Source organism: Geodermatophilus normandii (assembly GCF_003182485.1).
In the GTDB taxonomy this organism is placed as follows: domain Bacteria; phylum Actinomycetota; class Actinomycetes; order Mycobacteriales; family Geodermatophilaceae; genus Geodermatophilus; species Geodermatophilus normandii.
In genome coordinates this window covers 4,599,802-4,621,196 of sequence record NZ_QGTX01000001.1, presented here as the reverse complement: position 1 = coordinate 4,621,196, position 21,395 = coordinate 4,599,802, and the positions used below count along the sequence as shown (strand labels likewise).

The 21,395-nt window shown below is 76.2% G+C and carries 20 protein-coding genes, 1 tRNA gene and 1 pseudogene; 10 read left to right on the top strand and 12 right to left on the bottom strand.

Annotation, left to right across the window (positions count from 1 at the left end; all coding sequences use genetic code 11):
* Nucleotides 1-220 (bottom strand): hypothetical protein (locus tag JD79_RS23235; RefSeq protein WP_211308106.1); only part of this gene is annotated, 220 nt, incomplete at its 3' end.
* A gap of 42 nt (nucleotides 221-262) precedes the next feature.
* Between JD79_RS23235 and JD79_RS23230 the strand changes: the two genes are divergently transcribed.
* From JD79_RS23230 to JD79_RS24365, 3 genes are all read left to right on the top strand, one after another.
* Entirely contained in the window at nucleotides 263-580 is a 318-nt protein-coding gene (locus JD79_RS23230) for a helix-turn-helix transcriptional regulator (RefSeq protein WP_211308105.1), read from the top strand.
* 438 nt (nucleotides 581-1,018) lie between these two features.
* Nucleotides 1,019-1,207, top strand: a complete 189-nt coding sequence (locus JD79_RS22895; RefSeq protein ID WP_170149313.1) for a hypothetical protein — start codon at nucleotides 1,019-1,021, stop codon at nucleotides 1,205-1,207.
* Nucleotides 1,186-1,587: a helix-turn-helix transcriptional regulator gene (locus JD79_RS24365; RefSeq protein ID WP_281270359.1), complete on the top strand. Its 402-nt coding sequence runs from the start codon at nucleotides 1,186-1,188 to the stop codon at nucleotides 1,585-1,587. The genes JD79_RS22895 and JD79_RS24365 overlap by 22 nt, the downstream gene beginning before the upstream one ends.
* Before the next feature lie 419 nt (nucleotides 1,588-2,006).
* Here the strand turns inward: JD79_RS24365 and JD79_RS22080 are convergent, their stop codons facing one another.
* The 5 genes and pseudogenes from JD79_RS22080 to orn form a co-directional block, all read right to left on the bottom strand.
* Nucleotides 2,007-2,285, bottom strand: coding sequence for a hypothetical protein (locus tag JD79_RS22080; protein WP_110003878.1), 279 nt, complete (start codon nucleotides 2,283-2,285; stop codon nucleotides 2,007-2,009).
* 190 nt (nucleotides 2,286-2,475) lie between these two features.
* Complete coding sequence (locus JD79_RS22075; RefSeq protein ID WP_245900292.1) at nucleotides 2,476-3,534, bottom strand: GAF and ANTAR domain-containing protein; 1,059 nt, start codon at nucleotides 3,532-3,534, stop codon at nucleotides 2,476-2,478.
* Between the two features lie 56 nt (nucleotides 3,535-3,590).
* Nucleotides 3,591-3,971 (bottom strand): annotated as a pseudogene (locus JD79_RS24605) (hypothetical protein); the annotation flags it as partial.
* 205 nt (nucleotides 3,972-4,176) lie between these two features.
* Nucleotides 4,177-4,252: transfer RNA gene (locus JD79_RS22065), tRNA-His, on the bottom strand.
* 56 nt (nucleotides 4,253-4,308) lie between these two features.
* Nucleotides 4,309-4,989: an oligoribonuclease gene (gene orn, locus JD79_RS22060; protein ID WP_110003876.1), complete on the bottom strand. Its 681-nt coding sequence runs from the start codon at nucleotides 4,987-4,989 to the stop codon at nucleotides 4,309-4,311.
* A 150-nt stretch (nucleotides 4,990-5,139) separates the two neighbouring features.
* Between orn and JD79_RS22055 the strand changes: the two genes are divergently transcribed.
* Nucleotides 5,140-6,369, top strand: a complete 1,230-nt coding sequence (locus JD79_RS22055; RefSeq protein WP_245900291.1) for a hypothetical protein — start codon at nucleotides 5,140-5,142, stop codon at nucleotides 6,367-6,369.
* A gap of 1,374 nt (nucleotides 6,370-7,743) precedes the next feature.
* The gene (locus JD79_RS22885) at nucleotides 7,744-8,355 is read left to right on the top strand and encodes a hypothetical protein (protein ID WP_110007254.1); all 612 of its coding nucleotides are present in this window, start codon (nucleotides 7,744-7,746) and stop codon (nucleotides 8,353-8,355) included.
* Between the two features lie 26 nt (nucleotides 8,356-8,381).
* Here JD79_RS22885 and JD79_RS22040 read toward each other — a convergent pair whose 3' ends face one another.
* The gene (locus JD79_RS22040; protein WP_245900290.1) at nucleotides 8,382-8,987 is read right to left on the bottom strand and encodes an SACE_7040 family transcriptional regulator; all 606 of its coding nucleotides are present in this window, start codon (nucleotides 8,985-8,987) and stop codon (nucleotides 8,382-8,384) included.
* Between the two features lie 159 nt (nucleotides 8,988-9,146).
* On the opposite strand from JD79_RS22040, the gene JD79_RS22035 reads away from it, so the two are divergent.
* Nucleotides 9,147-10,301 carry an acyl-CoA dehydrogenase family protein gene (locus tag JD79_RS22035; RefSeq protein WP_110007253.1) on the top strand — a complete coding sequence of 385 codons (1,155 nt, stop codon included), beginning with the start codon at nucleotides 9,147-9,149 and terminating at the stop codon, nucleotides 10,299-10,301.
* Nucleotides 10,302-10,329: 28 nt separating this feature from the next.
* Here the strand turns inward: JD79_RS22035 and JD79_RS22030 are convergent, their stop codons facing one another.
* Nucleotides 10,330-11,343: an NADPH:quinone reductase gene (locus JD79_RS22030; RefSeq protein ID WP_110007252.1), complete on the bottom strand. Its 1,014-nt coding sequence runs from the start codon at nucleotides 11,341-11,343 to the stop codon at nucleotides 10,330-10,332.
* A 38-nt stretch (nucleotides 11,344-11,381) separates the two neighbouring features.
* Nucleotides 11,382-12,002, bottom strand: coding sequence for a hypothetical protein (locus JD79_RS22025; RefSeq protein WP_110007251.1), 621 nt, complete (start codon nucleotides 12,000-12,002; stop codon nucleotides 11,382-11,384).
* 89 nt (nucleotides 12,003-12,091) lie between these two features.
* On the opposite strand from JD79_RS22025, the gene JD79_RS22020 reads away from it, so the two are divergent.
* Together JD79_RS22020 and JD79_RS22015 are read left to right on the top strand one after the other, a co-directional pair.
* Nucleotides 12,092-12,964, top strand: a complete 873-nt coding sequence (locus JD79_RS22020) for an ATP-grasp fold amidoligase family protein (protein ID WP_110007250.1) — start codon at nucleotides 12,092-12,094, stop codon at nucleotides 12,962-12,964.
* 374 nt (nucleotides 12,965-13,338) lie between these two features.
* Nucleotides 13,339-13,875 carry a dihydrofolate reductase family protein gene (locus JD79_RS22015; RefSeq protein ID WP_110007963.1) on the top strand — a complete coding sequence of 179 codons (537 nt, stop codon included), beginning with the start codon at nucleotides 13,339-13,341 and terminating at the stop codon, nucleotides 13,873-13,875.
* A gap of 13 nt (nucleotides 13,876-13,888) precedes the next feature.
* Here JD79_RS22015 and JD79_RS22010 read toward each other — a convergent pair whose 3' ends face one another.
* Together JD79_RS22010 and JD79_RS22005 are read right to left on the bottom strand one after the other, a co-directional pair.
* Nucleotides 13,889-16,492 (bottom strand): bifunctional FO biosynthesis protein CofGH, encoded by a 2,604-nt coding sequence (locus tag JD79_RS22010; protein ID WP_110007249.1) that lies wholly within the window; start codon nucleotides 16,490-16,492, stop codon nucleotides 13,889-13,891.
* 54 nt (nucleotides 16,493-16,546) lie between these two features.
* Nucleotides 16,547-17,041 (bottom strand): flavin reductase family protein, encoded by a 495-nt coding sequence (locus JD79_RS22005; protein ID WP_110007248.1) that lies wholly within the window; start codon nucleotides 17,039-17,041, stop codon nucleotides 16,547-16,549.
* 34 nt (nucleotides 17,042-17,075) lie between these two features.
* Here JD79_RS22005 and JD79_RS22000 point away from each other — a divergent pair, with 34 nt between their 5' ends.
* Nucleotides 17,076-18,500 carry a dihydrolipoyl dehydrogenase family protein gene (locus JD79_RS22000; protein WP_245900289.1) on the top strand — a complete coding sequence of 475 codons (1,425 nt, stop codon included), beginning with the start codon at nucleotides 17,076-17,078 and terminating at the stop codon, nucleotides 18,498-18,500.
* A 90-nt stretch (nucleotides 18,501-18,590) separates the two neighbouring features.
* Entirely contained in the window at nucleotides 18,591-19,391 is an 801-nt protein-coding gene (locus JD79_RS21995) for an SGNH/GDSL hydrolase family protein (RefSeq protein ID WP_110007962.1), read from the top strand.
* 6 nt (nucleotides 19,392-19,397) lie between these two features.
* Here JD79_RS21995 and JD79_RS21990 read toward each other — a convergent pair whose 3' ends face one another.
* The gene (locus tag JD79_RS21990) at nucleotides 19,398-21,380 is read right to left on the bottom strand and encodes a putative bifunctional diguanylate cyclase/phosphodiesterase (RefSeq protein WP_245900288.1); all 1,983 of its coding nucleotides are present in this window, start codon (nucleotides 21,378-21,380) and stop codon (nucleotides 19,398-19,400) included.
* Nucleotides 21,381-21,395 lie beyond the last annotated feature (15 nt).

Below are 21,395 nucleotides of genomic sequence, written 5' to 3'. Positions count from 1 at the left end.
GGGTGGCCGAGGAACAGCTGGGCGTACCCGCGGCCGGTCTGCGGTTCGACGGGACGAGCCCGGTGTCCGAGCCGATGCGCCGCACCTGGCTCGGGCTCATGCGCTTCGTCCACCAGCAGGTCACCGACCCCACCTCCGGCGTGACCCATCCGCTGGTCGCCGCGCAGCTGGCCGAGCTGATGGCCGCGACCGCGCTGGCGGCGTTCCCGAACACCACCATGACCTCGGACCACCTGCGGAGCCCCGGTGGGGTGGCCCGGCGGTGCTGCGCCGGGCGGTGGCGTTCGTCGACGGGCACGCCTCGCTGCCGATCACCGTCACCGACATCGCCCGCGCCGCCGGAGTCGGTCCGCGCGCGCTGCAGCTGGCCTTCGCCCGCCACCTCGGGCTGAGCCCGACGGCGTACCTGCGCCGGGTGCGGCTGGAGTGCGCGCACCGGGAGCTGCAGGCCGCCGACCCCACCACCGGCGACACCGTCGCGGCGATCGCCCGGCGCTGGGGGTTCGCCAGGCCCGACCGGTTCACCGTCGCCTACCGCGCCACCTACGGCGTCCTGCCCAGCCACACCCTGCGCACCTGAGTGCCGGGGCACGAGCCATTGGAGGAACGCGTCATGGCCACCGGGACCCCCATCCCACCGCGGCGCTTCCGGTTCGCCACGGCCGAACCGGATGGAGGCCCGCGACTTCCTCGACCGCGCCTACGGGGCACGGCTGCGGTTGGGCGGCTTTCCTGACACCGGCCCGCTGGTGACCCTCGACCAGGTACAGGCCGGAGCGCTCACCCTCGTCGACTTCCGGCTGGCGTCCGATCTCGTCTTCGAGGCCACGGGCCAGGACGACGTCATGATCAACACCGTCCTCGACGGGAGCATGGTCTACGACAGCGGCAAGGCCGGCCACGGCTTCCGGCCCGGAGACGTCGGCATCGGCAACCACCCCCACATGAAGGACCTGGTGGCCCGGTCCCACGCCTTGCACCTGCACACCGTCGGCCTGCCGCCTCCCTGCTCACCGAGGTGGCCGGCAGCGACCCCGCGCAGGACGGCTGGTCGTGGGAGCTGCTGTCCCTGCGGCCCATCGACGGCGGCGACGGACGGTGGCGCCGGACCACCCGGTTCGTCGACGACCTGCTCGCCGAGCCCGAGACCGCCGCGTCGCCGCTGCTGCTCGGCCGGCCGCGCGGCTGCTCGCGGCCACCGTCCTGACGATCTTCCCGAACACCGCCGTCGCCGAACCCGCGGCCGCCGACAGCCTCGACGGCCACCCGGCACGCTGCGGCGCGCGACCGCGTTCATCGACTCCCCACCCCGACCTCGACATCAGCGTCGCCGACATCGCCCGCGCCGCCCACGTCACCCCGCGGGCGGTGCAGCTGGCCTTCCGCCGGCACCTGGACACCACCCCGACCGCCTACCTGCGCCAGGTGCGGCTGGCCCAGGCGCACCGTCAGCTACGCGAGGCCACCCCCGGGGACGGAGTGACCGTCACTGCCGTCGCCGCCCGCTGGGGGTTCACGCCCAGCCGGTTCACCGCGCACTACCGCGCTGCCTACGGGGTGACCCCCAGCTCCACCCTGCGCACCTGAGCGGTGGCCGCCAGCCGCCCGGAGCCGGCGGGCCTCCACGCCCCGGCGCAACACCTCTGCCCGCTGCTGGCAGGCGCCGGCCTCGGCGGCGAGGTCGCGCGCACGCCGGTGGCCCGCTCGGCCTCGGCGTGGCGGGCAGCCGGCCGGACGGCCGAGGGCCAGCCGGGACGCTCGCCCGGCATCCGGCACTCGCTCATCGCACCCACCCGGTTTCTCCGGCCCGTCCTTGGCGGTGCCGAGCGCGGCCGGGCGCACCTGCCCTGGGCGACGCCCACTGGTCGGAGCACCGGCCGCGCTCGCGCGCCGGCGGCGCTCGGCACCGGCTGCCACTCAACGGCCGGCCGCCGGCACGGGCTACGGATGGGGTGCGTCGCTGCGCACCGCGGGGGTGTCGGTTCGCGTCCCGGCGACCCCGGGGGTCAATCGACGGCGGCCTCCAGCGCAGCTGCCCGCGCCCACGTGTACAGCGCCTCCCGGCGTTCCTCGGCCGCGTACCGGCGCGCCCACGCCGCCCGGTCGCGGTGCCGCTGAGGTGCGTCGGCGTCACTGGCGGCGTGCTCCGCGGTGAACGCGACGTGGTCGTAGGTCAGTGCCACCAGCGCGGCGGTCGCGGCGGCCGCCCGGATCGCCTCGACGGACTGGCGCCCGGCCGCAGTCCGCCGACAGCTGAGCGGGGACCGCTGGGGTGCCGCCGTCATGGGGTGAGCGTGCGCGGGCCGACCACCGGCCGGCTATCCCTGGAGGCGAACGGCACACCGCGCGGACTCGCCCGGAAACGAAGCACGCCGCCGACGTCGGACGAGGCCGCCGACTCGGGCGAGGCCGCGCCACAGCGCTCAGTGCCGGGGACTGGCGAGGTGGGGAGGACGGCGGCGGCCTGCGGCCCGGTCAGATGCGGTCGAGGATGGTCAGCACGTCCGGGTGGCCGGCGACCACCATCGGGGCCAGGTCGCGGAGCTTGACGTTGAGGGCCTGGCTGAGCCGGGCCAGCCGGCCGAACGCGTCCTCGGCGGAGCCGCCGGTGCGGGCGATCAGCACGCCTTTGGCCTGGTCGATGACCGCCCGGGAGGTCAGCGCCCGTTCCAGGTTGGCCGCCAGCTGTGAAAGTGTGGCCCGCTCGGCGACCTCCCGCAAGATCGCGGCGACCGCTGCGGCGACCATCTCACCCAGCCGGACGCTGCCGCCGGTGAACACGCCCGGGCGGTCGCTGTAGACGTTGAGGACCATCCACCGCTGGTCGGGCAGCTGCGCCGGCACGGCCAGCACACTGCGCACGCTGCCGTCGGTGAGCAGGCCACGTAGCCGCGGCCAGCGGTCGTCGGCGGTGACGTCGGCGGTGACGACGACGGCCCGCTGCTCGTAGGCGTCCTGGCAGGGGCCCTCCCCGGCGACCATCTGGTGGCCGTCGAAGACCTGCGCGACGGTGTCGTCGCTGGCCAGCAGCTGCGGTTCCAGCGGCGGGCCGACGTTGACGCTCAGCGCAGTGGCGCCGGGCACCGCGCCGCGGACGACGGTGACGATCCGGTGCAGCAGCCGCTGCTCGTCACCGGCGTCCAGCGGCAGCAGGACCAGCTCGGCGAACGCCTGGGCCATCGCCATCCCCACCCCGCCGGCGTCGCCGGCTGGCTCCGTGGCCACCGGCGCGGTGGGCGTCGGCTCGGTGGCCGCCGCCTCGCCGGCCGGGGTCAGCGCGGCCGGGCTGCCGGTAGCGGGCGCTTCGATGCCCAGCCAGCGCAGCACCGCTGGTCCCGGCGAGGTGGTCTCCGGCGAGGTGGTCTCCGGCGAGGTGGTCTCCGGCCAGCCGAACGACCGGACCGGCCGGGCCCGACCGTCCCGGCCGTGGAAGGTGACGTCGACCTGGACCTCGCCGCGCTCGCCGGTGGCCAGCACCGACAGTGCCCGGCGCAGCGGGCCGCGGTCGGCCAGCTCGACCGAGGCCAGCAGCACCCGCCGGGCAGCCGCGCGGCGGGCAGGCCGAGCAGCTGCGCCGCGGCCGGGTTGCCGTGCAGGATCTGCCCCTCGGCGTCGGTCTGCAGCAGGGCCACGGGCAGTGTGTCGGCCAGCTGGTGTTCCCGGCGCCGCCGGTCGGTGGCCAGCAGTTCCGCGATGGTCTCCTGCTGGGTGCGCAGCTCCTCCTCGGCGACCCGCAGCTCCTCGTAGGCGACCTCCAGCTCGCCCAGCGCCTCCGACAGCTGCTCCTCCGGAGCCGGCGGAGCGCCCCTGAGCCGTCCCAGCGCGGCGGCGATGACAGCGGAGTCCACCTGCGTCGGCGGTTCGGCCACGGTGCCCTCCCCGCGAGGCGGGATGTCCGCGCGGAGCTCGCGCGCCACCGCAGCGTACGGCCGCCGGTGCCGATGCGGAGAGCGCCGTCGAGCCCACCGCATCGACCCGGCGACTGGGCGCATCGGCGTCTCGCCGGCCGGACCGGCCAGCCGCACCGTCGGGAGCTGCCTGCGGTGCGCGATCGCCCCGCCACTGCCTCCCCAGATCCGCCCCCCAGCGAGGGGGCAGCGGGCATGATCTTGCCCCCAGCCCGGGCCGGAGAACGGGAAAGGCCCTGGTCAGCGAACCGACCAGGGCCTCTCCTCGTGGGGTGAGTGACGGGGCTCGAACCCGCGACACCCAGGATCACAACCTGGTGCTCTACCAGCTGAGCTACACCCACCGCGTGCCCCGGCGGCACGAGCGCGCCGGGAACGGGACCGAGGATACCGGAGGCGGTCAGCTCGCCGGCGCAGCCGGGGGTGCCTCGGTGGCCGGCGGGGTGGCGTCCGCCGCCGCGAGCACGTCGGCGAAGCCGGCCACGACCTCGCCGGCCGCCCGCTGGGCCTGCGACGTCGAGGGTCCGGGCCCGTCCACGAACAGCGTCCGGCGGTAGTAGGCGAGCTCGCGGACGGACTCGACGATGTCGGCCAGCGCCCGGTGCGCCAGGCCCTTGGGCGGCTGCGCGAAGTAGACCCGCGGGAACCAGCGGCGGGCCAGTTCCTTGATCGAGCTGACGTCGACCATCCGGTAGTGCAGGTGGTCGTCGAGCTCGGGCATGTCGCGGGCGAGGAAGCCGCGGTCGGTGCCGATCGAGTTGCCGCACAGCGGAGCGGTGCGCCGCTCGGGCACCCACCGCTTGATGTAGGCGAGAAGCTGCTGCTCCGCCTCGGCCACGGTGAGCGTGGAGGCGCGGACCGCCTCGGTGAGGCCGGACTTCGCGTGCATCTCGGTGACGACGTCGGCCATGTCGTCGAGGTCGGCGTCGTCGGCGGAGATCACCAGGTCCAGGCCCGGGTCGAGGACGCGCAGCTCCGAGTCGGTCACGACGACGGCGACCTCGATGAGCCTGTCCTTGGTGAGGTCCAGCCCGGTCATCTCGCAGTCGATCCAGACCAGGTGCCCGCCAGCGTCCGCCACGTGGAAGGACCCTACGTCCCGTCCGTCCCGCCCGCCTCGCGTACCTGCTCACTACCGCACCCGCCACACCGGCGCCACTCAGGGGGTCGGTTTCCCGGGCGGCGGCCGTTAGTCTCGGGCCATCCCGCCCCGCATCCCTGGGAGTCCCCCGTGCCCCACCCCGCCGCCCCTGCCGCGCGCGCCCGAGTGGTGCCGCCGGCGCCGGGCTCGCTGGCCGCCGGGCTCCGGCACCCCGTCGCGCTGGTGCACTGGCTGTGGCTCGCCTACGTGACGCCGGGCCGCCCCGGGCGCCCGACTCCGCAGACCGAGCTGCGCTGGATCTACACCGCGTGGCTCGGGGCGTTCCTGCTCAAGATGCTGGGCTCCTCGTGGGACGTCTCCTGGCACTTCCGCTGGCTGCGTGACGACCTGGCGCCCCCGCACCTGCTCAACTCGGCGGGCACCGCGGTCGTCATCGCGCTGGTGGCCTTCCACAGCTACAGCGGACGCGGCGTCGACCGCCGGGCGCTGCGGCTGATGCAGTGGGGGATCGGCACCTTCCTCGTCGCGGTCCCGATCGACATCGTCAACCACCGGATCAACGGGCTGGACATCACCAGCTGGAGCCCCAGCCACGCGCTGCTCTACATCGGCACGGCGATCATGCTGGCCGGCGCGATCCGCGGCTGGTGGCTGTACGCCGCACCCGGCCGGGTCCGCGACCTCGTCGCGCTGGGCCTGTGGCTGTTCTTCGCCGAGAACGTCGTCTTCCCCAACCAGCACCAGGAGTACGGCGTCCTGTCGCTGCGCGCCTACGAGGCCGGGCAGACGACGGCCGAGCCGCAGCTGCTCGACTTCGCCGCCGCCCAGGGGCAGACGCCGACCACGTTCATGCTGCCGGTGCCGCCGTGGGTGCACCCCGCGTGGATCCTCTGCGCCGGCCTGCTCTCCCTCGTCGTCGCGCGGAAGGTGGTCGGCCTGCGCTGGACCGCGACCCTCATCGCCGGCACGTACCTCGCCTACCGCGCGCTCGTGTGGGTCGGGCTGGTCGCCACCGGCTTCCCGCCGTCGGTCCTGCCGCTGGTCCTGCTGGTCGGGGCCGTCTGCATCGACCTGGCGGTGACCCTCCGCCTGCCGGGATGGAGTGCCGCCCCGGCGACCGCCACGCTCGTCTACGTCGCCGGGTGGCTGCAGGACGCCGCGGGCATCCTGCCGCCCTGGGACTGGTCGTGGTGGTCGATCGCCCTGGTCGTCGCCGCGTTCACCGCCCTGTGGACCGCGGTCGACCTGCTCGCGCGCAGCACCTGGTCCGCCCGCTGGCGCCGTCCGGTCGAGCCGGGCGGTACGGCCGAGGGCGTCCTCGCCGGCGCCCATCCCGACGGCGGCGCGTCGTCCCGCTGACGAGCCGGACCGGCCCGTTCCCTGACGTGACGTCGGTCCCGGCCGCCTGCCCGGGCCCCGATCCCGGGCCCCACCCCGCGCACCGCCGCGCCCCCTCGCACCCCACCCGCTCCAGGAGGACCCCGTGCTGCCCCTGACCCCCGTGCCGCCGCAGACGGCGGGGGAGCGCGCGCTGTTCGCCGAGCTGACCCGCTGGGACCGGGGCGGTGCGGTCCGGGGCGCCGTCGTCGCGTCGATCCCCGTGGTCGACGGGCCGATGGAACGGCGCATCTCCGACGCCGTCCTGTTCGTGCCCGAGGGCCTCGCCGTCGTGCGGGTGGTCGAGGTGGTCCGGCAGGCCGGCGTGGTCACCGTGACCCCGGAGGGCTCCTGGACGATCGGTCCCGGCGCCGGTCCCGGCGAGGTGCTGCAGCTGGCCGGCGGCGGCTCGACGCCCCTCGACGGCCTGATGCGGGCCGGCATGGACGCCGCGGTGCGGCTGCGCCGGGCCGGTCTGGAGCCCGGTCGCATCGCCCGGCTGACCGTGCTGGTCGGCGACCTCACCGGCCTGGTCCCGGCCGACGGCGACCTCGGCGAGGGTGACCAGGTCGCGCTGCTGGAGTCCCGCTCCCTTCTGCTGGGCATCTCCCGCGCCGCCCGCTACGCCGGGGTGGACAACCCGCGGCTGTGGACCACCGCCGACGTCCGCGCCGCGCTGACCGCGCTCGGCCTCGAGGGCCGCGGGCCGTCGGTGGAGGAGCTCAACGGCGAGGGCTTCCCGTACTCGCCCTACGTGCTGCGCAAGCGCGAGCTGCTCGCGCCCGCGGCGATGGCGGCCTCTGCCGGTGCAGCGGCTCCGGTGGCCGCGCCCGCCCCCGCGCCCGTCGCGCCGGGGCCCATCCCGGTCCACCGCGTCGCCTCCGCCCCGGCCGGGCCGCTGGTCGACCCGCTCGCGGCCGCCGCCGTCGCCGTGGCCGCCATCCGCGCCGACGAGGAGGCCGCCGCCCGGGCCGCGGCCGGTCTGGCCGCGCCCGCCCCCGCTGCCGCCCCCGCCGCCGCTCCCGCGCCTGCCCCGCTCCCCGCCCCGGCTCCTGCTCCGCCGGTGCACCCGGCCACCGCCCGCTTCCCCGCGCCCGCCACCCAGTCCGGCGGCGGTGTGCCGTCCGCCGGGGAGGCGCCGCTCGGCGCGGGCGTGCAGCTCGGCGGGGGTGTGGCTGAGGTGCCGGCCGACGAGACCGGCGGCATCGGCGGCCTCTTCGGCAGTGGTGACACCGACGCCGGCTCCGACGCGCCGCCGCCCCTGCCCGCCGTCGCGCACCCCGCGCCCGTCCCGCCCCGCCGCCCCGGCCGCTGGTCGGTCCGCGGCGCCGGTCCCCGGAGGCCCGGCGCCGGCTGGTGCTGCTCGCCGCGGCCGCGCTGGCGCTGGTCGTCGTCGCGGTGGTCGCCGTGGCGAGCCTCACCGGCGGGAGCGGCGGCGCCGCGGCGGCCCCGCCGTCGAGCACCCCGACGACCTCGGCGGCCCCGGAGCCGGTCGGCCCGCAGCCCGGCGACCGCACCGTCCTCGACGGGCGCGCCTTCACCCTGGAGCAGGTGCAGGTGGACGACACCTGCGTCGGCAACTCCTACGGCGACGTGGCCGACTTCTTCGAGCGCACCGACTGCGCCGGCCTGGCGCGGGCACTGTGGTCGACCGACGTCGGCGGCCGCACCGTCGTCGTCGCCGTCTCCTCCGTGCAGATGGGCGACGCTGGCGGCGCCCGGGAACTGCGCGACCTGGCCGACCGCAACGGCAGCGGCAACGTCAGCGACCTGCTGCGCGAGGGCGTCACCTACCCGGGTGCGCCGGACGGGCTGTCCGGTGCGGAGTACGCCAGCGCCGTCGAGGGGCCGCGGGTCACCATCGTCGAGACCTCCTGGGTCGCGCCCGGAGCGGCCGGTACCGCCGACCTCGACCTGGTCGCCAGCACCGGCCTGGGCCTGCCGATGCCCGATCCCGCCGGCGCCTGAGGCGCCGACAGCGCTGCACGGGCCCCTCAGGCGGTGGCGGTGGCGGCGGCCTCGGCCATCGCCGCGAGCAGCGCGGCCGTCCGGGCCCGGGGCAGCCGCCCGGCGCTGTGCGGCGTGGAGTTGACCAGCCCGAAGACGGCGTGGGCGCGGGTGCGGCTGGCGTCGGTGCCCTCCTCGGGGCGCAGCCGGGTCAACACGTCGACCCACACCTCGACGTAGCGGCGCTGCAGCCGCCGCACCGCCGCGGCGTCGTCCGGCGGCAGCGAGCCGAGGTCGCGGTCCTGGACGGTGATGAGCGCGGGGTTGTCGAGGGCGAAGTCGACCTGGAAGGCCACCAGTGCCCGCAGTTGCGCGGCGGGGTCGGGGCCGGCGGCGGCCACGCGCTCGCGTGCGCCGGCCAGCAGCCGCTGGCTGATGCCCTCCAGCATCTCCGCCAGCATCGCGTCCTTGCTGGCGAAGTGGCGGTAGATGGCCGGGCCGGTCACCCCGACGGCGGCGCCGACGTCGTCGACCCCGACCGCCCGGGACCCGCGCTCGGCGAACAGCTGGGCCGCCGCCCGCAGGATCTGCTCCCGCCGGGAGGGCCGTGCGGCGTCGGCCGACAGCGCCGTGTCGGGCTGGCGGGCGGTCACGCCGCGGATGCTAGCCGTCGCCGTCCGGGAGACCCGGCGCCACTGGACCCCGATGTGAACCGTCGTTAACATCGGACGCAGCGGCCGGCCGACCGGCGGGGCCGCTCGGGCGGGCTCCGGCGGCGAACCCACCGGGCCCGAGGCACCAGGGGGCACACCGTGCTGGACTACCGGCTCGACGACGAGACCGAGACCCTGCGCAAGACCGTCCGCGAGTTCGCGCTCGAGGTCGTGGCACCGCAGATCGGCGGCTTCTACGAGCGCGAGGAGTTCCCCACCGCGATCGTGCGGCAGATGGGCGACCTCGGGCTGTTCGGCCTGCCCTTCCCCGAGGAGTACGGCGGCTCGGGCGGGACCTACTTCGACCTCTGCGTCGCCATCGAGGAGCTGGCCCGGGTGGACAGCTCGGTGGCCATCACCCTGGAGGCCGGCGTCTCCCTCGGCGCCATGCCCGTCTACCGCTTCGGCTCGGAGGAGCAGAAGCAGCGGTGGCTGCCGCGGCTGTGCTCCGGCGAGGCCCTGGCCGCCTTCGGCCTCACCGAGCCCGGCGGCGGCTCCGACGCCGGCGCGACCCGCACCACCGCGCGGCTCGAGGACGGGCACTGGGTGGTCGACGGGTCCAAGGCGTTCATCACCAACTCCGGCACCGACCTCACCGAGCTGGTCACCGTCACCGCCGTCACCGGCACCCGTCCCGACGGCGGCAAGGAGATCTCCGCGATCGCCGTCCCCGCCGGGACGCCGGGGATGACCGTCGGCCCGCGGTACTCGAAGGTGGGCTGGAACGCCTCGGACACCCGCGAGCTGTCCTTCAGCGACTGCCGGGTGCCCGAGGAGAACCTCGTGGGGCAGCGGGGCCGCGGCTACGCGCAGTTCCTCTCGATCCTCGACGAGGGCCGGATCGCGATCTCCGCGCTCGCCGTCGGCCTGGCGCAGGGCTGCGTGGACGAGTCGGTGCGCTACGCGGGCACCCGGGAGGCCTTCGGTCGCCCGATCGGCCGCAACCAGGCCGTCCAGTTCATGATCGCCGACATGGAGGTGCGGGCCTCGACCGCGCGGCTGGCCTACTACCGGGCGGCCGAGAAGATGCTCCGCGGCGAGCCGTTCCGGCGCGAGGCGTCCGTTGCCAAGCTCTACAGCTCCGAGGTGGCGATGGACAACGCCCGCGCCGCCACCCAGGTGCACGGCGGGTACGGCTTCATGAACGAGACGCCGGTCGGCCGGTTCTACCGCGACGCCAAGATCCTCGAGATCGGCGAGGGCACCAGCGAGGTGCAGCGCATGCTGATCGCCAAGGACCTCGGCGTCGGCTGAGGGGCCTGTGCAGCGCTGGTGGCCCTCGTCAGGCGGCGACGTCGATCAGGACCTTGCCGACGGCGCCGTCCTGGACGGCCTGGTGGGCCCGTGCGGTCTCGGCCAGCGGGAAGACGTGCAGCGGCAGCCCGGCCTCCTCGCCGACCCGCAGCGCGCCGTCGAGGAGCGCGGCGTTGACGTCCTCGACGCCGATCACCTTGGCCCGCTCCGGCTGGGTGTAGACGAGGACGAAGTTCCACCGCGCGTTCGGCCCCATCTGCGCGCGCACCGGGATGGTCACCTCGGCGCCGCCGTCGTCGGCGTACATGGCGACGGCGCCGTGCATGCCGACCACCTGCGCGTCGACGGCGGCGTTGCGGGCCGCGGACACCTCCACGATCGTGTCCACGCCCCTCGGCGCGACCTTGCGCACCTCCGCGACGACGTCCTGCTGCCGGTAGTCGACGACGTGCGAGGCGCCGGCGGCCGCGGCCAGCTGGGCCTTGCGCGGGCTGCTCACCGTGGCGATCACCGTGGCGTCGGCCCAGCGGGCCAGCTGGATCGCCGCGTTGCCCACGGCGCCGGCGCCGCCCTGGACGAGCACGGTGTGCCCGGTCAGCGACCCGGGGCCCATCCGGTCGGGCACGGACTCGCCGAGGGTCAGGCAGCGGTGCGCGGTGAGGAACGGGATGCCGAGGGCGGCGCCGAGCTCGAAGGAGGGGTCCGGGCCCATCGGCACCGCCTGGCGGGCCGGGACGACGGTGTACTCCGCCGCCGTCCCCCAGGGCCGCTGCCAGGCCGCCTCCCAGACCCAGACCCGCTCACCGCGGATCGCCGGGTCCACGCCCTGCCCGACCGCCTCCACCGTGCCGGCGCCGTCCTGGCCGGGCACCTGGCCGCCGGGGCCGGGCTGCGCCGCGCTGCGCGACTTCCAGTCGGTCGGGTTCACGCCGGCCAGCGCGAGCCGGACGAGGACCTCGCCGGGCCCCGGCTCGAGGGGAGGGCGGTCGGTCAGCCGCAGGACCTCGGGGCCGCCGGGCTCGGTGTAGGTGATGGCACGCACCCGCCCCGCCTACCCGGGCGCCCGTGCCCGACACGCGCTCAGCCGAGCGCCGCCGCGACGTCCCGCAGGTGGGCGTCCACCGTCGCCGGGCCTGCCGGGTCGGCGTCGTCGGCGGTGTGGGCCACCAGCACCACGACGGGTCCGGCGCTGACCAGCCGGCGCTCCACCTGCTCGCTGCCGCCGGGACCGGTGGCCTGCCGGTGCACCCGCACCCCGCGCCAGTGCCCGTCCGACCACGGGGCGGCCTCCTGCGCCGCACTGCCGTCCGCGTCGAGCGTGCCGTCCCCGTCGGGGTCGTGTGCCGTGCTGAGCACGTAGCCGCACCCGCCGAGGCTGCCGGCCGCCCCGGTGACCACGCGCTCGGCGTCCTCCTCCCGCGGGAAGGACCAGGCCCAGGCGTCCAGCGTCGCCTCCGCCCGCGCGTAGGAGACGGCGCCGGGGGACCCCGACAGCTCCGCGGGCAGCGGCACGGTCGTCCCCGAGCCGTCGGGAGCCGGCTCGCACAGCGCGGTGGGCTCGGGCCGCGCCGCGACCGCGACGAAGCCGGCGGGGCCGGTGGCGAGCGACCCGGTGAGCCCGGCGGCCGACAGCGCGTCGTCGCCGCAGCCGGCGGCCAGCAGGCACCCCGCGACCAGGAGCACCGGGGTCCGCCGGGCCACGTCGCCACCTCCGTCGTCGGGGGACCAGGGCGAGGAAGGACACCAGCTCCGGGGGTTCGGGGCAAGCCGCCGGGCGGTAGAGGGGACCCGTGGAGGAGTTCCCGCCGCCCTGGACGCGCGTGCTGCCCTCCTCGCTGCGGCGGGCGCGGGTCTACCGGCAGCACCACGGCCGGCTGCCGCCGCGGGGGGAGCCGCGGACCTTCACCGAGAAGCTGCACCGCCGGATCACCCGCGACCGTCGTCCGCTGCTGGCGCCGACCTGCGACAAGCTGGCCATGAAGGACGCCTTCGCCGCCCGGGCGCACGGCCTGCTCCGGGTGCCCGAGACGTACTGGGCGGGCACCGACGTCGCCGAGCTGGCCGGCGTCGACCTCCCCGACCGGTGGGTGCTCAAGCCCAACCACTCCTGCCGGCGGGTGCTCGTGGGGGAGGGGCGGCCCGACGTCGCCGACCTCGCCGCGCGCACCGCCGGGTGGGTGGCCGAGCGCTACTGGCGCAAGAGCGAGGAGTGGGCCTACCGGTGCGCCCGGCCGGGCCTGCTGGTCGAGGAGCACGTCGGGGAGCCGGGTCAGTCGCCTGCCGACCTCAAGGTGCTGGTGTTCGACGGCGTCCCGCGGCTGGTCGGCGTCCACACCGGCCGCCACGGGGAGCACCGCGCGCGGCTGTACACCGCGGGCTGGGAGCCGCTGCCCTGGACGTGGGGCTACCCGCCGGGTCCGGACGCGCCGCGCCCGCCGGACCTCCCCGAGCTGCTCGAGGCGGCGGCCGCGGCGGCCGCCGGCTTCGACATGCTGCGGGTCGACCTCTACCGGCACGCCGGGCAGCTGTGGGCGGGGGAGCTGACGCCCTATCCGGGAGCCGGGCTCTCCCGCCTCGAGCCGGACCTCGACGCGCTGCTCGGCGGGTGGTGGACGCTGCCCGCGGAGGTGGCGCGGGGCCGGCCGCGCCGCGGCGCCGTCTGACCCGGCGAGATCGGCGGTCTCGCACGCTCCGGCCGTCCTGGGCGTACGAGACCGCCGGTCTCGTCGTCGTGGAGGGGGGAACAGGATCGTCCGGAGGGGCCCGAGGGGTCGGTGGACCAGGCGACGTCCGGGCCCTGTCCGCGCAGGACCCCGTGCTCGTCCTGTGGGACGCCCTCGTGGTGCTGGAAGCGCACGTCGCCGACGACGTCGCCGACCGTGGCCCCGACGTCGTCGACCTCGACGTCCAGGTGTCCCGGCCCTCGGCCAGGCGCAGCCAGAGGTCGCCGTGGTCGTCTCGTCGCTCACGGGGTGCACTGCCCGAGCCGGTCGATCCCATCGTCCCGGCGGGCCCTCCCGGCCTACGCTCGTCCGCCATGGCGACGGTCTTCGCCGGGATGGCAGCCAGTCTGGACGGTTACATCCAGTCGGCGTCCGGGGACCTGGCGTGGCTCAACGACGTCATGGCCCCGGGTGAGGACTACGGCTCGGCGGACACCGAGGCACGCACCGGGGCCTACGTCGTCGGGGCCACCACCTACCGGGAGATGCGCGGCGCCGGAGCCCTCGGTGGCGTCCCGACCTGGGTCGTCACCCACGACGCCGGCCTCCCGAGGGGCCGGGACGTGCGCCGGTACTCCGGCGACCTGGCGCAGCTGGTCCCCACCGTGCGAGCCGAGATCGACCCGGGCATGGACATCTGCGTCTTCGGCGGCGGGCAGCTGGTCACCCAGCTCCTCGACCTCGGCCTGGTCGACGAGCTGGCCGTCTCGGTCGTCCCCGTCGTCCTCGGGGGCGGCGTGCGGTTCTTCGGTTCGATGACGTCGAGCACGAGGCTCGAGCTGGTGGAGTGCCGGCCGTTCCCCTCCGGCATCGTGCGCCTGGACTACCGGGTGGTGCGGCCCGAGCCGTGATCCCGGGCCGGGCTCAGACCGGGGTGATCGAGAGGGTCAGCGCCTGACGGCCGGCGTCGGAGCGGGCGGTGGCCAGCCGCTCGTCGGACGGGGTGCCGTAGTCGGTTGTGCGCTGGCGGGCGGGCCGGCCGATCGCGGCCGCCGTCGCCTCGAGCTCGGCGATGGTCTTGAGCGAGCCGTTCTCGCTGCCGGCCATCCGGCTGATCGTCTCCTCCATGAGCGTGCCGCCGAGGTCGTTGGCGCCGCCCTGCAGCACCGCCCGGGTGCCGGCGTCGCCGAGCTTGACCCAGGAGGTCTGGACGTTCGGGATCCGGCCGTGCAGCAGCAGCCGGGCCACGGCGTGCACGGCCCGGTTCTCCCGCACCGTGGGCCCCGGCCGCGCGACGCCGGCGAGGTAGATCGGCGAGTTGTGGTGCACGAAGGGCAGCAGCACGAACTCGGTGAACCCGCCGGTCTCGTCCTGCTGGCGGGCGAGGGTCCGCAGGTGCGCCACCCAGTGGGCGGGGGTGTCGACGTGGCCGTACATCATCGTCGACGTCGTCGGGATGCCCACGCGGTGCGCGGTGCCGATGATCTCCAGCCACGTCGCGGCCGGCAGCTTGCCCTTGGTGAGCACCCAGCGGACCTCGTCGTCGAGGATCTCCGCCGCCGTGCCCGGGACCGAGTCGAGCCCGGCGTCCTTCGCCGCCAGCAGGAAGTCCTCGAACGACAGCCCGGTGCGGGCCGCGGCGTTGACGATCTCCATCGGCGAGAACGCGTGCAGGTGGATCTCCGGCTGGCGCCGCTTCACCTCGCCGATCAGGTCGAGGTAGGCGGTGCCGGGCAGGTCGGGGTGGATGCCGCCCTGCATGCAGATCTCGGTGGCGCCGGCCGCCCAGGCGCGGTCCACCCGGTCGCCGACCTCGGACAGCGAGAGCGTGTAGGCGTCGGCGTCGGTGCGCCGCTGGGCGAACGCGCAGAACCGGCAGCCGGTGTAGCAGACGTTGGTGAAGTTGACGTTCCGGTTCACGACGTAGGTGACGTCGTCGCCGTTGACGTCGCGGCGGACGGCGTCGGCCAGGGCGGTCAGCGCCGCGAGGTCGGGGCCGTCGGCGCCCAGCAGCGCCAGGTACTGCGCGTCGGACAGCCCGGCGGGATCGACCTCGGCCCGGCGCAGCGCGGCGCGCACCTCGGGGTCGCCCACGGCCAGTGCGGTGGAGGAACCGTCGCGGGCCTCCTCGGTGCGCGACCGCAGCTCGGCCCAGTCGCCGTAGACGGCGTCGAAGTCGCTGCGCCGGTCGGCGGTGCGCCCGACGGTGTCGACCTCGACGTGCAGGTCCACCCGCCCGGACGACGTCCAGGCCTCGTCGGGCTCCTGCCACGGCAGCCCGGCGGGGACGCGGCCCTCGACGGCGAGCCCGTCGGGACCGGCCAGGGCGGCCACGTGCGGGCGCACCCGCGGGTCCAGCCACGGCTCGGGCTCGAGCACGTAGCGCGGCCCTGCCGCCAGGCGCTCGCGCAGGGTGAACCCGCTCTCCGCGGTGAGCGCGGCCAGGGTGTCGATGTGCGGCCAGGGCCGCTCGGGGTTGACGTGGTCGGGCGTGAGGGGTGAGACCCCGCCCCAGTCGTCGACGCCGGCGCGCAGCAGCAGCCCGAGCTCGGTGGAGTCCGACAGGTTCGGCGGCGCCTGCACCCGCGCCCGCGGCCCGAGCAGCAGCCGGGTGACGGCGACGGCGGCCACGTACTCCTGCAGCGCGAGGTCGTCGTGCGCGGCCATCGCGGTGCGCGGCTTGGCGCGGAAGTTCTGGACGATGACCTCCTGCACGTGCCCGTGCCGGGAGTGCGCGGCGCGGATCCGCAGGACGGCGTCGACCCGCTCGGCCGGCGTCTCGCCGATGCCCAGCAGCACGCCGGTGGTGAAGGGGACCGCCGAGCGCCCGGCGTCCTCCAGCACCCGCAGCCGCACCCGCGGCTCCTTGTCGGGGGAGCCGTGGTGGGGGCCGCTGCGCTCGGACCACAGCCGGGTCGCCGTGGTCTCCAGCATCATCCCCATCGAGGCCGACACCGGCTTGAGCCGCTGGACCTCCTCCCAGGTCATGACCCCGGGGTTGAGGTGCGGCAGCAGCCCGGTCTCCTCCAGCACCCGGATCGCCATCGCCCGCAGGTAGCCCAGCGTGGAGTCGAAGCCGTGCGCCTCCAGCCACTCGGCGGCCACGGGCCAGCGGTCCTCGGGGCGGTCGCCGAGGGTGAACAGCGCCTCCTTGCAGCCCAGCGCCGCGCCCTGCCGGGCGATCTCCAGCACCTCGTCGGGGGAGAGGAACGGCGCCCTCCCCTCGCGGCGCAGCTGCCCGGGCGTCGTCACGAAGGTGCAGTAGTGGCACCGGTCGCGGCACAGGTGGGTGAGCGGGATGAACACCTTGCGGCTGTAGGTGACGATCCCGGGGCGCCCGGCCGAGGCGAGCCCGGCGTCGCGGACGCGGGAGGCGACGGTCAGCAGCCGGTCCAGCGGGTCGCCGTCGGCGAGGCCGCGGGCCGACAGCAGGACCTCGGCCTCGCCGGCGTCGAGGGTCACGCTCCGCTCGGCGCGGGCGAGGGCCCGGCGGAGCCCGGACGGCACGGGGGTCTGCGGCTCGCTCATCGCCCCGCACGCTAGTCCCCGATCCCGCGCGGGCCGGGACGAGCCGTCGTCGCGCTAGTGGCTCCCGGGGGCGTAGCGGCCGCGGAGGCGGAGCAGGGGCGCCGCGTCCTCGTGCAGGACCGGCACCGCCTCGACGGCGAGCAGCGCCAGCACGTGGTCCCCGGCCGGGACAAGGCGGTCGAGCCGGCAATCCAGCGCGACGACGCCGCCGTCGAGCACGATCGCCCCGCTGCCCGGCGCCCGCGACCACGGCACCGCCTCGAGCAGGTGCCGCGCCGAGGGCCGCCCGGCCGAGGAGAACCGGCTGGCGAGGATCGCCTGCCCGGCCGCGAGCACGCTCAGCCCGCAGGTGCCCACGGCCTCCAGCACCTCGGCCGGGTAGCCGTCGGCGGTCAGCCCCACGGCGACCAGCGGCGGGTCGGCCGACACGCTCATCACCGAGGTGACCGTCGTCCCGACGTCGTCGATGTCGTCCCGGACGGTCAACAGGGCCACGCCCGCCGCGTACTGGCGCAGGGCGGCGCTGAACTCGGCGGGGGACACGGGCATGCGGCCAGTCGACCACACCGGCCAGGATGGCCCGGTGAGCAGCGCAGACGAGAAGACCTACGACGTCGTGGTGATGGGAGCCGGCTCGACCGGGGAGAACGTCGCCGACGTCGTCGTGCGGGGCGGCCTGTCCGCGGTGCTGGTGGAGGAGCACCTCGTGGGCGGCGAGTGCTCCTACTACGCGTGCATGCCGAGCAAGGCCCTGCTGCGCGGCACCGAGGCGATCGAGGAGGCCGGGGCGGTCAGGGGTGCGGCGGCCGCCGTCACCGGGCAGCAGGACGTCGCCGCCACCCTCGAGCGCCGCGACTCCTTCACGCACGACTGGGACGACGCGGGCCAGGTGCAGTGGGTGGAGGGCGCCGGCATCGACCTGGTCCGCGGCACCGCGCGGCTGACCGGCGAGCGCACGGTCGTCGTCACCCGCGCCGACGGCGGCGAGACGACGCTGACCGCCCGGCACGCGGTCGCCGTCTGCACCGGCTCGGAGGCCGCCGTCCCGCCGGTGGAGGGCCTGGCCGACGTGCAGCCGTGGACCCCGCGCGAGGCCACGAGCGCCAAGGAGCCCCCGCGCCGGCTGCTCGTCGTCGGCGGCGGTTACGTGGGCTGCGAGATGTCCTTCGCCTGGAACGCGCTCGGCTCGCAGGTGACGCTGTTCCAGCAGGGCGACCGGCTGCTGCCCGGCGCCGAGCCCCAGGCCGGCGACGCCGTGCTGGCCTCGCTGCGCGACCGCGGCGTCGACGTCCGGCTCGACTCGGAGGTCCGCGCCGCCCGCCGGGAGGACGACGAGGTCGTGCTCACGACCGACGAGGGCGAGGTGCGCGGCGACGAGGTGCTCGTGGCCGTCGGGCGCAGGGCGCGCACCACCGGCATCGGCGTGGACACGCTCGGGCTCGAGGAGGGGGAGTACCTCGACGTCGACGACACGCTGCAGGTGCGAGGACTGCCGTGGCTCTACGGCGTCGGCGACGTCAACGGCCGCCGGCTGCTCACCCACATGGGCAAGTACCAGGCCCGCCAGGCCGCGGTGGCGATCGTCGCCCGCGCGCGGGGCGAGGAGGTCTCCGGCGCCGACTGGTCGCCGCACGCGGCCACCGCCGACCGCGCCGCCACGCCGTCGGTCGTCTTCACCGACCCGCAGGTGGCCAGCGTCGGGCTGACCGGCGCCCAGGCCCAGGAGCAGGGCCTGCCGCACCGCGTCGTCGAGTACCCGATCGGCTCGGTCGCGGGTGCGTCGCTGTTCGCCGACGGCTACGAGGGCACCGCGGTCGCCGTCGTCGACACCGAGCGCGAGGTGCTGCTCGGCGTCACCTTCGTGGGCCCGGCGGTGGCCGAGCTGCTGCACGCGGCCACGGTCGCCGTGGTCGGGGAGGTGCCGATCGCGCGGCTGTGGCACGCGGTCCCGGCCTATCCGACGATCAGCGAGGTCTGGCTGCGCCTGCTCGAGACCTGGCGCGGCTGACCACGGACCCCCGCCCCCGCAGGCTCGCGGCGGGGCCCTGCGCGGGGGCCGTTCCAGGGCCTCGCCGGTGACCGTGCTGGAGTGGGGGACGTGCTCGTCCCCGCGAACCGTTCCTGGCGCCGCTACGTCGCCCTCGGCGACTCCTTCACCGAAGGGCTCAGCGACCCCGATCCCGACCGCACCGGCGAGTACCGCGGGTGGGCCGACCGGCTGGCGGAGCACCTCGCCGCCGCGCAGCCGGGGGTCGACGTCGAGTACGCCAACCTGGCCATCCGCGGCCGGCTGCTGCCCCAGGTCCTGGCCGAGCAGGTGCCGGTGGCCCGGGCCGCCCGCCCCGACCTGGTGAGCCTGGTGGCCGGCGGCAACGACCTGCTGCGCCCCGGCGCCGACCCCGACCGGCTGGCCGCCGCGCTGGAGGAGGCGGTGGCCGGCTTCCGCGCCGACGGCACCGACGTGCTGCTGGCCACCGGCGTCGACCCGCGGCTGACGCCGATCATCCGGCGCACCCGCGGCCGGGTCGCCGTCTTCAACGCCTCGCTGTGGTCGATCGCGACGCGGCACGGCGCCGTCGTGCTCGACCAGTGGGGTGCCGACTGGCTGCTGGACTGGCGGCTGTGGGACAGCGACCGCATCCACCTCACCGCCGAGGGGCACCGCCGCACCGCGCTGGCCGCGGCCGCGGCGCTCGGCGTCCCGGTGGGCGACGGCGACGACTGGCGGACGCCCCTGCCCCCGGCCCCGCCCCGGGCGCTGCGGGCGGCGCTGGCCGAGGAGGCCGCCTGGGTGCGCGGCTTCGTCGCGCCGTGGATCGCCCGCCGCGTGCGCGGGCGCTCCTCCGGCGACGGCCGCGCGCCGAAGCGGCCGGTGCCCCTGACGCTGGCGCGGGGCTGACGCCGGTCAGGAGCGGGGGCGGTCCGCGTCGTCGTCGGGCTCGTCGGTGTGGTCCTCCACGACCACGAGGAACGGCCGGGCGGGCGGGGTCCCGACGTCGTCGAGGGGGAACAGGTCGACGCCGTCGGCGCCGGCCGGGTCCGGGACCGGGGGGAGCTCACCGGTGACCGCCTCGAGCTCGCCGGTCACGGCCTCGAGGACGGCGGCGGCCTCCTCGGCGGCCTGCTCGACGAGCACCTCGGCCATCAGCGCCTCCGCGCGGCTGGGCAGCGGGGCGGGGCGGCCGAAGGCGTAGCCCTGCGCCATCGCGCACCCGTGCCGGCGCAGCCAGTCGGCCTGCTCGAGGTCCTCGATGCCCTCGGCGATCACCTGCAGGCCCATGCCCTGACCGAGGTTGAGCAGCCCCTGCACCAGCGCGGCGGTGGAGGGCCGGGTGACGACGTCGGCGACGAACGACCGGTCGATCTTGACCGTGTGGATCGGCAGCCGGTGCAGCGCGGTGATGGCCGAGTAGCCGGTGCCGAAGTCGTCGAGCGCCAGCGTCACGCCGCGCGCGGTCACCTCCGACACCGCCTGCAGCGTCGCCTCGGCGGCGAACAGCGCCGTCGACTCGGTGATCTCCAGCTCCAGCCGCTCGGGCGGCAGGCCCGACTCGTCCAGCGCGGCGACGACGAGCTCGCTGAAGCCCTCCTCGGCCAGGTGGCGGGCGGAGACGTTGACGTGCACGCGCAGCCCGGCCGGCCACCCGGCGGCGTCGGTGCACGCCTGGCGGAGCACCCAGGCGCCCAGCCGCGAGGTGAGCCGGTTGTTCTCCGCCGCGTCGAGGAAGGCGCCGGGCGGGAGCAGCCCGCGGGTGGGGTGCTGCCAGCGGATGAGCGCCTCGTAGCCGAGCAGCGTCTCGTCGGCCAGGGAGACGATCGGCTGGTAGAACAGCCGCAGCTCGTCGCCGTCCAGCGCCCGGCGCAGGTCGGTCTCCAGCTGCAGCAGGTCGACCTCGTCCTCGGTCAGGCCGCCGTCGTGCACCTCGATGCGCGCCCGGCTGCCGTCCTTCTTGGCGCGGGTGAGCGCGCTGTGCGCCTGGCGGAGCAGGTCGTCGGGGGCGACGTCGGAGCCCATCGTCAGCCCGACGCTGGCCGACAGCACGATCTCCCGGCCGCCGAGCTGGAACGGGTCGTCGAGGACCGACAGCAGCCGGTCGGCCAGCGCGCGCAGCCCGTCGAGGTCCTCGACGTCCTCGGCCAGGATGAGGAACTCGTCGGCGCCGAGGCGGACGGCGGTGTCCTCGACCCGGGTGCTCCAGCGCAGCCGGTCGGCGACCTGGCTGAGCAGCTGGTCGCCGGCCTCGGTGCCGAGGGTGTCGTTGACCGCCTGGAACCGGTCGAGGTCGAGGTGCACGAGGCCGACCTGCAGGCCCCGGCGGCGGGACAGCGCGAGGGCGTGGTTGAGCCGGTCGGTCAGCGCGCGGCGGTTGGGCAGCCCGGTGAGCGGGTCGGTGAAGGCCCGGCGGACCAGGTCCTCCTCGGCCCGCCGCCGGTCGGTGACGTCGACCAGCGAGAGGACGACGAAGTGCGGCTCGCCGGTGCTGCGGTGGACGACGTCGTGGGACTGCTGCACCCACAGCTCGCTGCCGTCGGCGCGGCGCAGGCGGCGCTCGCCGTCCTGGCGCAGCCACGGGTCGAGCCCCGGGACGCCGCCGGACACGGCGCCGGTCTCGCCGTCGGGGATCGGGGCCTCGTCGGGGTGGGCGAGCAGGTCGACGTGCCGGCCGACCACGTCGTCGATGCCCCGGCCGGACAGCGCGCACAGCGCGTCGTTGACGACGAGCAGGTGGCCGTCGAGGCCGACGAGGGCCTTGGGCACCGGGGATGAGAGGAAGAGGGCGCGGAACATCTGGCCGCGGTCGGCCAGCAGCGTGTCGATGGCCCGCAGCCTCGTCCCCGCCGGTGCGCCGCCGGGCTCACCGGGCTGGTCGCCTCGGGGCCGCGGCACGTGGGGAGCGCTGAG

What these genes read in the sequence shown, in the direction of transcription:
- JD79_RS22080 (WP_110003878.1), bottom strand. Translation starts at nt 2,285, where the DNA reads ATGACGGCGGCACCCCAGCGGTCCCCGCTCAGCTGTCGGCGGACTGCG.
- JD79_RS22015 (WP_110007963.1), top strand. Translation starts at nt 13,339, where the DNA reads ATGGCGACGGTCTTCGCCGGGATGGCAGCCAGTCTGGACGGTTACATC.
- JD79_RS22010 (WP_110007249.1), bottom strand. Translation starts at nt 16,492, where the DNA reads ATGAGCGAGCCGCAGACCCCCGTGCCGTCCGGGCTCCGCCGGGCCCTC.
- JD79_RS22005 (WP_110007248.1), bottom strand. Translation starts at nt 17,041, where the DNA reads ATGCCCGTGTCCCCCGCCGAGTTCAGCGCCGCCCTGCGCCAGTACGCG.